Below are 12,202 nucleotides of genomic sequence, written 5' to 3'. Positions count from 1 at the left end.
GGCGCCACGGCATTCGTTTCTGCCGACGCGGGTTCCGCGCCGCCCCGGGCGCGGAACGAGGCGAAGCCCCCGGCCGACCTCCTGCGTCGTGCACGGTGCTCTGGCAGGAAGGCGCCGACGGCTGGCTGCCGGGAATGCGCCGTTCGCGGCGTGGTCGCGGCAGAGTGGGAACCACCCGACCCCCGGAGGCTCCGTGCGCATCAGCGACATCCCCGTGCCCGACACCCTCGCCGCCCGCGGCGCTCTGGCGCTGGCGACCGAGTACCAGACGCCCGCCCTCACCGCACACGCGCTGCGTTCGTGGCTGTGGGCAGAGGCGTTCGCCCTCGTAGACGGCATCACGGGCGTCGACCACGAACTGCTCTACGTTTCCGCCCTGCTCCACGACATCGGCACCGTCACCGAGTTCGACAACCACTCGCTGTCGTACGAGCACGCGGGTGGCCACGTCGGCATCGCCCTCACGGCCGGGGCCGGGTGGCCGCGCGAGCGGCGGGAACGCGTGTTGGAGGTGATCGTGCGTCACAACTGGCCGAGCGTGGATCCGTCGATGGATGCCGAGGGCCACCTGCTCGAGACGGCGACCGCCCTCGACATCTCGGGGTCGCGCCCCGACGCCCTGCCTGCCTCGTTCCTCCGCGAGGTGCTCGTAGCGCACCCCCGCGGCGCTCTGGCCGCGGAGTTCGGCGCGTGCGTCGTCGATCAGGCATCGCGAAAGCCCGACACCGCAGCGCGGCGGCTCGTCGACGGGGGAGTGGTGGCGAAGCTCGCAGGGAACCCGCTCGAGCGCGTGTGAGGGCTGACGAGAGGAGACCGGACCGCCACCGGGTCGCGGGCGAGACGGCATCCCGGGTATCGTAGGAGGGTTGTCGGCGCCGGTCGCGTCGACGAGAGCTGAATAACGGAGGGCCTTGTGGACATCGATCTCGCACTTCTCAAGACGATCGAACGCGAGAAGGAGATCCCCTTCGATGAACTCGCGCGCATCATCGAGCAGGCGATCCTGACCGCCTACGCGAAGCACATCTCGCCCAGCGGTGAGATCCCCGAGGGTGCGCGCGCGACGCTCGATCGCAAGACCGGTCACGTGGGCATCTTCACCCCCGTCACCGACGAAGAGGGCGCCGTCATCGGCGAAGAGGAGCAGGCGCCCGATGACTTCGGCCGCATCGCGGCGTTCGCTGCGAAGCAGGTCATCAGCCAGCGCCTCCGCGACATCGCCGACGACGCCGTGCTGGGGGAGTTCCGAGGAAAAGAGGGGGACATCGTCGCGGGTGTCGTGCAGCAGGGTCCGAACCCGCGCATGGTGCACGTCGACCTCGGCACCGTCGAGGCGATCCTCCCGCCCGAGGAGCAGGTGCCCGGCGAGACGTACGCGCACGGTTCGCGTCTGCGCGTGTACGTCACCAGCGTCTCCAAGGGCAACAAGGGTCCGCAGATCACGGTGTCGCGCACGCACCCCGGCCTGGTGCGCAAGCTCTTCGCGCTCGAGGTCCCCGAGATCGCCGCGGGTCTCGTCGAGATCGTGTCGCTCGCCCGCGAGGCCGGCCACCGTTCGAAGATCGCCGTCAAGGCGAACGACCCGACGGTCAACGCCAAGGGCGCCTGCATCGGCGAGCTGGGCCGCCGCGTCCGCGCGGTCACCGAAGAGCTCGCGGGCGAGAAGATCGACATCATCGACTACGACGCCGAGCTGCCCCGCTTCGTCGCGAACGCCCTGTCGCCCGCCAAGGTGACGTCGTCGTTCGTCCTCGACGCCTCCACCAAGGCCGTTCGCGCTCTGGTGCCCGACTACCAGCTGTCGCTCGCCATCGGCAAAGAGGGGCAGAACGCCCGCCTCGCCGCCAAGCTGACCGGCGCGAAGATCGACATCCAGCCCGACAGCATCCTCGAAGACAACTGAGCGTCCGTCGCTGGGGCGACGGCGAGGTGTACGATGGAACCAGTACGAACGTGCGTCGGATGCCGCGCACGCGCCCCCCGATCATCGCTTCTGCGTGTGGTCGCCCACGGATCGATGCTCGTCGCTGACGAGCGAGCGGTCCTTCCGGGACGGGGAGCGTGGGTGCACGAGACGGACGCGTGCGTGAGGAAAGCTCTCACGCGTCGCGCCTTCGTACGAGCATTGCGTGTGTCAGGCCCGCTTGACACGCAGACCTTCGAATCACACCTCCAGCGAAAAGGCTGAACGGCTATGGACACGAAGTGAACGGCTCGAAATGAGACCCGTCCGCAACTAGCGGTCTGCCCTGTCCGGGGTAGGCCCTCAGACAGGAGAATTGTGGCAAAACCACGCGTGCACGAGATCGCTTCCGAGCTCGGCGTCGACAGCAAGGTCGCGCTTGCGAAGCTGAAGGAGCTCGGCGAGTTCGTCAAGAGCCCCTCATCCACCATCGAGCCCCCCGTGGCTCGTAAGCTCCGCGCCGCCCTCGCGGCCGAGAGCTCCTCGGGGTCCTCGGATGCCAAGTCCGCCGCGCCCGCGGCGCGTCCCGCATCCGGCGCTCGCCCCGGACCCGCGCGTCCCGCGGCGACCCCCGGTGCCCGTCCCTCGGGCCCCCGTCCCGGACCCGCGAAGCCCGCCGCCGCAGCCGAGCCCGCGGCTCCGGCCGAGCCCGCCGCCGCACCGGCTGCTTCCGCTCCCGCGGAGACCACCCCCGCTCCGGCCGCCCCCGCGGCCGCGCCTGCCGCCGACGCCGCGGCTTCGCCGGCCACCCCGTCGTCGCCGCCGAGCCCGGGTTCGACGGCCCCCAAGCCCGGCCCCAGCTCGCCCCCGCGTCCCGGTGGCGCCCGTCCCGGCAACAACCCGTTCGCCTCGGCGCAGGGCATGGGCCAGCGGCCCTCGGGTCCCCGTCCCGGCAACAACCCCTTCGCCTCGGCGCAGGGCATGGGTCAGCGGCCGACTCCCGGCAACATCCCCCGCCCGCAGGCTCCGCGTCCCGGTGCCCCGCGTCCGGGCGCCCCGCGTCCCGGTGGTGCAGGTCGACCCGGCGGTGCCGGTCGTCCCGGCGGCGCTCCGTTCCAGCAGCGTCCCGGCGGCCCCGGTCGTCCCGGCGGTGCCGGTGGCGGCTTCCAGCGTCCCGGTGGCGCCCCCGGTGCTCCCGGTGGCGGCGGCTTCGCCGGTCGCCCCGGCGGTGGTGGCGGTCGCGGCCGTGGCCCCGGCGGTGGAACCGCGGGTGCCTTCGGTAAGGGCGGCGGCAAGTCGAAGCAGCGCAAGTCGCGTCGTGCGAAGCGGCAGGAATTCGAGATGCGGTCGGCGCCGGTCGTCGGCGGCGTCAACGTCTCGAAGGGCAACGGCGAGATCATCCGCCTGCGTCGCGGTGCCTCGATCTCGGACTTCGCCGACAAGCTCGAGGCCCTGCGCGGCTACAACGTGCAGCCCGGCACGCTCGTGACCATCCTGTTCAACCTGGGCGAGATGGCCACCGCGACCGAGTCGCTCGACGAGGCCACCTTCGAGGTGCTCGGCGCCGAGCTCGGCTACAAGATCCAGATGGTCTCGCCCGAGGACGAAGACAAGGAGCTCCTCGAGGGCTTCGGTCTCGACCTCGATGCCGAGCTCGAGGCCGAGAGCGAGGACGATCTCGAGATCCGTCCTCCCGTGGTCACCGTCATGGGTCACGTCGACCACGGTAAGACGCGACTGCTCGACGCCATCCGTCAGACCAACGTGGTCGCGGGCGAAGCCGGTGGCATCACGCAGCACATCGGTGCGTACCAGATCTGGACCGAGCACGAGGGCATCGAGCGCGCGATCACCTTCATCGACACCCCGGGTCACGAGGCCTTCACCGCCATGCGTGCCCGTGGTGCGCAGGTGACCGACATCGCGATCCTCGTGGTCGCTGCCGACGACGGCATCATGCCCCAGACGGTCGAGGCGCTGAACCACGCCCAGGCGGCGAACGTGCCGATCGTGGTCGCGGTCAACAAGGTCGACAAGCCCGACGCCAACCCCGCGAAGGTGCGCCAGCAGCTCACCGAGTACGGTCTGGTCGCCGAGGAGTACGGCGGAGACGTCATGTTCGTCGACGTGTCGGCCCGAGAGAACCTCAACATCCAGGCCCTCCTGGATGCGGTGCTGCTCACCGCCGATGCCGGGCTCGACCTCACGGCCAACCCCAACAAGGCGGCCCGTGGTGTCGCGATCGAAGCGAAGCTCGACAAGGGCCGCGGTTCGGTGGCCACGGTGCTCATCCAGTCGGGAACGCTGCGCGTCGGCGATGCGATCGTCGCGGGCACCGCGTACGGCCGCGTCCGCGCGATGATGGACGAGAACGGCGACGCCGTCGACGAGGCCTACCCCTCGCGTCCCGTGTCGGTGCAGGGTCTGAACTCCGTGCCCCGGGCCGGTGACGTCTTCATCGTCGCCGAGGAAGACCGCACCGCCCGTCAGATCGCCGAGAAGCGTGAAGCCGCACAGCGCAACGCCCAGCTGGCCAAGGCCCGCAAGCGCATCTCGCTCGAGGACTTCACCCGCGCTCTCGAAGAGGGCAAGGTCGAGTCGCTCAACCTCATCATCAAGGGTGACGTCTCCGGTGCCGTCGAGGCGCTGGAAGAATCGCTGCTCAAGATCGAGGTCGACGACAGCGTGCAGCTGCGCATCATCCACCGCGGTGTGGGTGCGATCACCGAGTCGGACATCAACCTGGCCACGATCGACAACGCGATCGTGATCGGCTTCAACGTCCGTCCCGACACGAAGGCCCGTGAGCGCGCCGCCCGCGAGGGTGTCGACGTGCGGTTCTACTCGGTCATCTACAACGCGATCGACGACGTCGAGCAGTCGCTCAAGGGCCTGCTCAAGCCGGAGTTCGAAGAGGTGCAGTCGGGTGTCGCCGAGATCCGCGAGGTGTTCCGCTCCTCGAAGTTCGGCAACATCGCCGGTGTCATCGTGCGGTCGGGAACGATCACGCGCAATGCCAAGGCTCGCGTCATCCGCGATGGTGTCGTGCTGGCAGATGGTCTGGCCATCGAGTCGCTGCGCCGCTTCAAGGACGACGTCACCGAGGTGCGTACGGACTTCGAGGCCGGTATCGGTCTCGGCAAGTTCAACGACATCCAGATCGGTGACGAGATCGAAACGACGGAACTCATCGAGAAGCCGCGAGGCTGATCGTCGAGCGGGAGTCGTGCCACCGGGCGCGGCTCCCGCTTCGGCCTGCGGGGTGTGCATCTCCGAGAGCAGAGCGGGGCCCCTACCCCGATGCTCTCGGAGATGCACACCCCTCCGGCCCACGCTGGTGCAGTTGCCCCGCGACGCGCCTCCCACTCGGCAATGAGCCGCGGGGCGCTCGACTCGCGGCGGTATGGAACAAGAAGGAGAAGGCAGTGGCAGGGGAACGACAGGCCCGCGTGGCCGATCGCATTCGCGTGGTGCTCGCTGAGCGGCTCGAGAAGGGGCTGCGCGACCCGCGGCTCGGATTCGTGACGATCACCGACGTCCGCGTCACCGGCGACCTCCAGCATGCGTCGGTGTTCTACACCGTCATGGGCGACGAGGCGCACCGCAACGACACCGCGGCGGCGCTGAAGTCGGCGACCGGCATGCTGCGCAGCGAGGTGGGAAAGAATCTCAACACGCGTCTCACCCCGTCGCTCGAGTTCATCCTCGACGCGATCCCCGAGAATGCCGATCACATCTCCGCGCTCCTGCGTGAAGCGCGTGAGCGCGACGAGTCGGTCGCGGGACTCGCGGCATCGGCCGCGTACGCCGGCGACGCCGACCCGTACGTCAAGCCGCGCGACACCGACGAAGACGATGACGACCTCGGCGAGGACGACACCGCCGACGACGACGAGGACGGCACGCGGGCCTGAGCCTGGTGCGTCGACGGCCGGATGCCCACCCCGAGCGGGTGGCATCCGGCCGTTCGTCGTCACCGGGCTCACCCGTCTGGCATCCTCCGGACCGGCCGGTCGTCCCGTGCGTCGGAAACGTCATCGCAGGACGTGTGCGCTGGCGGCACGCGATCTGCTGATCGCCGGGCAGAGGTGTGTGACCAGCACGAATCCGGCGTGCCCGATCGCCGCCCCCTACGGAGGCCGTGGCGGCACAGCACCGCGCGAGTCGTGCTCCGCGAATGTGGGACGCCGGACCCGGGACGCGAAACCCGTGGATCAGGATGCCGGATGGCCCGGGAGGCGCAGGATGCCGTCGATCGCTTCGGCGAGGCCGTCAGCCACGAGTGAGTCGATCGCGCGATCTCGCTGGGCGGCGTCCGGCCAGTCGGGCAGCACCGCCACCAGCGGCACGGGCGAGGGCGCAGCATCACGGAGCACCCTCAGCACCGCACCGCGCGCCTGTCTGTCGCTGCCCTCGTAGGTCGCCTGCTTGCGGCGTCTGTCCTCGGATTCCGGATACCCCGACGCACGCCACGCGCACTGCGCCGCGAGCGGGCACAGCTCGCACTTCGGCGACCGGGCCGTGCAGACGATTGCGCCGAGCTCCATTGCGGCGGCGTTCACGATGGCCGCGTCGACGACGCCGTCGGGGAGTTCGGCATCCATTCGCTCCAGGTCGCGGCGGTGGGGCGGTCCGGGCTGCGCGCGTCCCTCGACGGCGCGGGCCAGCACGCGGCGCGTGTTGGTGTCGACGACCGGATGCCGATCTCCGTACGCGAACACCGCCACCGCGCGGGCGGTGTAGTCGCCGATGCCGGTGAGGGCGAGGAGCGCCTCGACATCGCGCGGCACGACGCCATCGTGCCTGTCGCGGATCTCGACGGCGGCTCGGTGCAGCCACAGCGCTCGACGGGGATAGCCGAGGTTTGCCCACTGGGTCACCGCGTCTCCGGGCGGCGAGGCGGCCAGATCCGTCGGGGTCGGCCACCGCGTGAGCCACGCCTCGAGGTGCGGGATGACCCGCGCCACGGGGGTCTGCTGCAGCATGAATTCGCTGACGAGCGTGCCCCACGCCCCGAACGCCTCTCGCCGCCAGGGGAGGTCGCGCGCCGCCTGGCCGTACCAGGCGATGAGCGGGGCGGCGAGTCCTGGCATCCGTCCAGCCTACGAGCGCCCGCGTGGGAAACCGCCATGCCTAAACGCCGTCCGTGCGCGGAAACACGGTGAGAGCGTGTTTCTGCGCATGGATCGTGTTTATGCGTGGGTAGGGCCGCCGGTCGGCAGGACGCGTGTGGGGGTGAGGGCGCCGGTCGGCGGGATCAGCGTGGCGCGCCTGGCGGCGGATGCGCCGGGGCGGTGCGGGCTGCGGGCGTGGCGGGTCGCGGGCGTGGCGGGTCGTCGGCCCGGTCGGCACGTATAAACGCTGTCCGTGCGCAAAAACACGGCGAGAGCGCGTTCATGCGCACGGATCGCGTTTATGCGTGGAGCGGAGCGACGGGACGTCCCCGCGGCCCACAGGTTTCCGCGGATGAGGGAGGGCGGCGCGGCGGCGAAAGTAGGCTGGGAGCATGTCGTCGTCCGAGAACACCGCCCGTGACCTGCAGCGGAGTCTGCTCGGCCTCATGCGTCAGAACAGTCGCGCGGGTCGCGTCGTGGTCGCCGTCGACGCGCTGGACAGCGAAGCGGCCGGTGCCTTCGCGGATGCGTTCGCGGCGGCCGTCGAGCAGGAGGGCACGACGGTCTTTCGCGCCGCCCTGGCCGACGGCGTGCCGAACGCCCGTGAGCGTCTGATCGCGCCCTTCCGTGCGGGCGAACCTTTCGGTCCGGGCGACGTCGCCCCCGCCGATGCGGTGCTCGTCGTCTCGGGACGCTTCCTGCACACTCCCGAGGTGCGGGGCCTGTGGAACTTCTCCGTCTGGCTCGAGAGCAACCCGCCGATCGGCGCCCCGCGTCCGGAGCTTCCGGATGCCGAGAAGCACTACCTGCGCACCTCGCGGCCCAAGGCCGCCGCCTCGGTCATCGTGGAGAACTCCGACACGGCCCACCCCGTTCAGGTCTTCGGGGACTTCTGCTGATGGTCCGCGCCGGCATCCTCCTGGTCGATAAGCCGGGGGGCATCACCAGCCATGACGTCGTCTCGCGCGCACGTCGCGCGCTCGGCACCCGCAAGATCGGACACGCGGGCACGCTCGACCCCATGGCGACGGGTCTGCTGGTGCTCGGCGTCGAGGGCGCGACACGGCTGTTGACCTACATCGTCGGCGCTGACAAGACGTACCAGGCGACGATCGTGCTCGGCGTCGCCACCGACAGCGATGACGCCGACGGGGTCGAGACGGAGCGGGCGGATGCCACGGCCGTGGCCGCGGTCACCGACGAAGCCATCGCCGCGGGGATCGCCGCGCTCACCGGCGAGATCGAGCAGGTCCCGAGCACGGTCTCGGCGATCAAGGTCGGCGGCCGCCGCGCGTACGACCTCGCCCGCGCCGGCGAAGAGGTCGAGCTGAAGGCCCGACGCGTGACGGTGTCGCGCTTCGAGGTTCGCGCGATGCGCCGCGGTGACGGGATCATCGAACTCGACGTCGTCGTCGACTGCACGAGTGGTACCTACATCCGCGCCCTCGCCCGCGACCTCGGGCGCGCGCTCGGCGTGGGCGGACACCTGACCATGCTGCGTCGCACGCGTATCGGGTCGTTCGAGGTGGCCGCGGCGGAATCGATCGACGACGTCTCCGAAGACACCCTCATCGAACCGGCGACCGCCGCGGCGGTCGTGGTTGGAGCCCTCGCCGTCGGGGCGGACGAAGCGCAGGATCTGCGCCACGGCAAGCGCATCGACGGCGGCGGACGACTCACGGGTGCCGTGGCCGCGGCGATCGACCCCGACGGCCGGTTGATCGGCATCGTCGAGAGGCGCGGGACGCAGCTGAAGAGCGTCATGAACATGCCCGAGGAGGTCGCGCGATGATCCTGTGGTTCACGCTCGCGCAGGTGGGCATCGCGGTGCTCGCCGGAACCGTCGCCGTCGTCGCCGGTCTCGTCGGCCGGCGGCCGGGTGACCTGACTGTCGGATCCCTCGCGCTCATCGAGCTTCTGCTCGTCGTGCAGATCGTGGTGGCGATCATCGCCCCGTTCGCGGGGAACCCGCCCTCGGGCAGCCTGTTGGAATTCTGGACGTACCTCGTCTCGGCGGCGCTGGTGCCGGTCGCGGGAGTGGCGTGGGCGCTGATCGAACGCAGCCGCTGGAGCACCGTCATCATGGGCGTCGCCGCCCTCGCGGTCGCCGTGATGGTGTGGCGCATGCACGTCATCTGGACGGTGCAGATCGCCTGAGTGGTTCGCGGATGCCCTGACACGGGCGCATCGCTCGGGTCAGACGCCGGAGAACTAGAATCGAGGGGTCATGGCATCCACCACTCCCACCCGCCCCCGGGGGATGACCGGCATCGGCCGTGTCCTCGTCGTCTTCTACGGCATCATGGCGCTCGCCGCCACGGGCCGCTCCTTCGTGCAGATCGCCCGCGAATTCGATGACGCCCCGTTGGCGTACTCGTTGTCAGCGCTCGCCGCCGTCGTCTACATCCTCGCGACCCTCGCCCTCATCTTCTCGGCGCGGCCCGCCTGGTACCGCGTCGCGTGGATCGCGATCGGCTTCGAACTCGTCGGCGTGCTCGTCGTGGGCACGCTGAGTCTGGTCGACCCCGCGCTGTTCCAGCACCCGACGGTCTGGTCGGTGTACGGCTACGGCTACCTGTTCATCCCGCTGGTGCTGCCGTTCCTCGGCCTGTGGTGGTTGATGCGCCACCGCCGGGCGACGACATGATCGTGTTCCGCGACCCCGCCGAGGTCCCCGCGGGCTTCGGACCGTCGGTGGTGGCGATCGGCAAGTTCGACGGCGTCCACACCGGCCACCGCGCGGTGATCGACCGTGCCCGCGTCGACGCGTCCGACGGGGCGCGGGTCGTGGCGGTGACCTTCGACCGCAACCCTCTCAGCGTGCTGATGCCGGGTCGCTGCCCACCCGACGTGATCGGACCGCACCAGAAGCTCGAACTCCTCGAACGAGCCGGAGTGGATGCCACCCTGCTCCTCACCTTCGACGACGCGCTGGCGTCGATCGCGGCGGAGGAGTTCGTCCGCGGCATCCTGGTCGACGCCCTCGAGGCGCGCACGGTGCTCGTCGGGCGCGACTTCCGTTTCGGCGCGGGCGGTATGGGCGATCCGGCGCTGCTCGAGCGGATGGGCGCCGAACACGGTTTCCGCGTCGACGTGGTCGATGACGTGCGCGCGGTGCACGCCGACCGTCGCGTGTCGTCGACATGGATCCGCGAGGCGCTGTCGGCCGGCGACGTCACCACCGCCGCACGCCTTCTGGGACGCGCTCCGTCGGTGTGGGGTGAGGTCGTGCACGGGCTCAAACGCGGGCGGGAGCTCGGTTACCCGACGGCGAATCTCTCGCAGGACCTCGAGGGCTTCGTGCCGGCCGACGGCGTCTACGCCGGCTGGCTCATCGACGTCGACGGCACACGCCGCATCAGCTACCCCGCGGCGATCAGCGTCGGTACCAACCCCACGTTCGACGACGTGCACTCCCGGCAGGTCGAGGCCTACGTGCTGGACGAGACGGGCCTCGACCTCTACGGACACCACGTCGAGGTGCGCTTCGTCGAGCGTGTGCGCGGCATGACCGCCTTCGACGGGATCGATGCGTTGCTGGTGCAGATGGCCGACGACGTGGAGCGCACGCGCGCGCTCCTGCGCTGAGTCCCGCTCGCGCCCTGCGCGGCTCCGGCGTCGAGTCGAGGCATCCGTTCGCGGTGTCCGTGCTCACGCGGACGTCCGCCGCGGGTCAGGGTGAGGGACGCTCAGGAGATGACGGCGTCGGGTCAGTCGGTCCGTGACAGGTGATTGCGGATGCCGAGGAAGGACGCCGCAGCCCCCAGCAGCATCAGGGCGGCGGTGACGATGGCGGCGCGGTGGAACCCGTCGAGGTCGAGCGACCCGCCGACGACCGCTGAGACCGCAGCGATCGCGAGGAGCCCGGCGACGCGGGAGACGGCGTTGTTCACGGCCGACGCGATGCCCGACCGTTCGGTCTCGATCGCACCGAGCACGGCGGCCGTCAAGGGCGAGACGGTCGCCGTCAAGCCCAGGCCGAAGAGCGCGATACCGGGGAGCACCTGCGTCCAGTAGTCGAAATCGTCTCGGACGCTCAGCAGCAGGAGCGACCCGATCGCCATCAGGACCGGCCCGAGCGTCATGAACAGTCGCGGACCGTACCGCCCGGCGAGGGCGCCCATGCGCGAGCTCAGCAAGATCATGAGGAGGGTGCTGGGCAGCGAGGCGAGTCCGGCGAGGGTCGCGGACAGGCCCGCACCCTGCTGCAGGTAGACGCTCACGACGAAGCCGTTGAGCGAGAGTGCGGCGTAGACGAACACGGTGGCGAGGTTGCCCGCCCAGAAGTTGCGCGAGCGGAACAGGTCGAGCGGCATCATCGGGTCACGGGCGAGACGCTGACGCACGATGAAGCCGACGAACGCGGCCGCGCCGATGAGTCCCGGCAGCCAGATCACGGGGGACGCCCACCCGAGGTTCGGTTGCTCGATGAGGGCGAAGACGACGCCGCCCAGACCGACGGCGCACAACACGGCCCCGACGATGTCGACGCGCGCGTCGGGGCGACGGTGGTCGTGATGCCCGAGGCGCACGAGGAGCCACATCGTCACCGCGATCGGCAGCACATTCACCAGGAACGCCAGGCGCCACGACAGCGTATCGACGAAGACGCCGCCGATCAGGGGGCCGGCGATGATGGCGATGGTCGTGGCTCCGGTCCAGATGCCGATCGCGCGGGCTTGCGCGGGCCCCCGGAAGGTGGAGGTGATGAGGGCGAGCGAGCTGGGCACCAGCAGTGCTCCCGCGATGCCCTGCACGGCGCGCGCCACGATGAGGAATTCCGCCGTGGGTGCCGCGGCGATGGCGACCGAGGTGATGCCGAAGCCGATGAGGCCGACACGCAGCACGACCACGCGTCCGAACACGTCGCTCAGCGAACCGGCGACGAGGATGAAGGCGCCGAGGGTCACCAGGTAGGCGTCGACGACCCACTGCTGGGTCGACAGACCGCCGCCGAGTTCACCGGCGATGGCGGGAAGGGCGACGTTGACGACGGTGCCATCGAGGAACGACACGAAAGAGGCGAGTACCGCGATCGTCAGCACCATGCGCTGTTCGCGCGTCATCGTCTCGACCATCGTCCCAGAGTAGGGTCGTGCGCCGCGGCGGGATAGGGCTCGCGGTCCGGCGGGACGGGGCGGTCCTGCTTCTCGTGGACGGGGCGCTGGAATACCCCCAGGGGGTA

Annotated in this window: 12 protein-coding genes; 10 read left to right on the top strand and 2 right to left on the bottom strand. The window is 70.3% G+C overall.

The genetic code is table 11. The features are described 5' to 3' along the window. Positions 1–193: 193 nt before the first annotated feature. The 5 genes from ASF76_RS12070 (at position 194) to rbfA (ending at position 5,817) form a co-directional block, all read left to right on the top strand. The gene (locus ASF76_RS12070) at positions 194–796 is read left to right on the top strand and encodes an HD domain-containing protein (protein WP_055958006.1); all 603 of its coding nucleotides are present in this window, start codon (positions 194–196) and stop codon (positions 794–796) included. A 117-nt stretch (positions 797–913) separates the two neighbouring features. Beyond that, on the top strand, positions 914–1,903 hold the full coding sequence (nusA, locus tag ASF76_RS12065) for a transcription termination factor NusA (protein WP_055958004.1): 990 nt from the start codon (positions 914–916) through the stop codon (positions 1,901–1,903). A gap of 33 nt (positions 1,904–1,936) precedes the next feature. Further along, entirely contained in the window at positions 1,937–2,188 is a 252-nt protein-coding gene (locus tag ASF76_RS16805; RefSeq protein WP_082485035.1) for a YlxR family protein, read from the top strand. A gap of 93 nt (positions 2,189–2,281) precedes the next feature. Next, a complete protein-coding gene (gene infB, locus ASF76_RS12060; protein ID WP_200936129.1) occupies positions 2,282–5,113 on the top strand; it encodes a translation initiation factor IF-2 in 2,832 nt (943 codons plus the stop codon). Positions 5,114–5,328: 215 nt separating this feature from the next. Further along, on the top strand, positions 5,329–5,817 hold the full coding sequence (rbfA, locus tag ASF76_RS12055) for a 30S ribosome-binding factor RbfA (RefSeq protein ID WP_055957998.1): 489 nt from the start codon (positions 5,329–5,331) through the stop codon (positions 5,815–5,817). Positions 5,818–6,117: 300 nt separating this feature from the next. Here rbfA and ASF76_RS12050 read toward each other — a convergent pair whose 3' ends face one another. Next, positions 6,118–6,996 carry an A/G-specific adenine glycosylase gene (locus ASF76_RS12050; protein WP_055957995.1) on the bottom strand — a complete coding sequence of 293 codons (879 nt, stop codon included), beginning with the start codon at positions 6,994–6,996 and terminating at the stop codon, positions 6,118–6,120. Between the two features lie 413 nt (positions 6,997–7,409). Here ASF76_RS12050 and ASF76_RS12045 point away from each other — a divergent pair, with 413 nt between their 5' ends. From ASF76_RS12045 to ASF76_RS12025, 5 genes are all read left to right on the top strand, one after another. Beyond that, a complete protein-coding gene (locus ASF76_RS12045; RefSeq protein WP_055957992.1) occupies positions 7,410–7,916 on the top strand; it encodes a hypothetical protein in 507 nt (168 codons plus the stop codon). Then, positions 7,916–8,809 carry a tRNA pseudouridine(55) synthase TruB gene (truB, locus tag ASF76_RS12040; RefSeq protein WP_055957989.1) on the top strand — a complete coding sequence of 298 codons (894 nt, stop codon included), beginning with the start codon at positions 7,916–7,918 and terminating at the stop codon, positions 8,807–8,809. Before ASF76_RS12045 ends, truB begins: the two co-directional genes overlap by 1 nt. Continuing rightward, entirely contained in the window at positions 8,806–9,174 is a 369-nt protein-coding gene (locus tag ASF76_RS12035) for a hypothetical protein (RefSeq protein ID WP_055957984.1), read from the top strand. Before truB ends, ASF76_RS12035 begins: the two co-directional genes overlap by 4 nt. Before the next feature lie 70 nt (positions 9,175–9,244). Then, positions 9,245–9,664, top strand: coding sequence for a hypothetical protein (locus ASF76_RS12030; RefSeq protein ID WP_055957981.1), 420 nt, complete (start codon positions 9,245–9,247; stop codon positions 9,662–9,664). Then, positions 9,661–10,605, top strand: a complete 945-nt coding sequence (locus ASF76_RS12025; protein WP_055957978.1) for a bifunctional riboflavin kinase/FAD synthetase — start codon at positions 9,661–9,663, stop codon at positions 10,603–10,605. The genes ASF76_RS12030 and ASF76_RS12025 overlap by 4 nt, the downstream gene beginning before the upstream one ends. 122 nt (positions 10,606–10,727) lie before the next feature. On the opposite strand, the gene ASF76_RS12020 is transcribed toward ASF76_RS12025, so the two are convergent. Then, positions 10,728–12,095, bottom strand: a complete 1,368-nt coding sequence (locus tag ASF76_RS12020; RefSeq protein WP_055957975.1) for an MFS transporter — start codon at positions 12,093–12,095, stop codon at positions 10,728–10,730. Positions 12,096–12,202 lie beyond the last annotated feature (107 nt).

The sequence above is a fragment of the Microbacterium sp. Leaf151 genome (genome assembly GCF_001424225.1).
Lineage (GTDB): Bacteria > Actinomycetota > Actinomycetes > Actinomycetales > Microbacteriaceae > Microbacterium.
The sequence above is the reverse complement of the archived record's forward strand: the minus strand, read 5'-3'. Positions and strand labels throughout refer to the sequence as shown.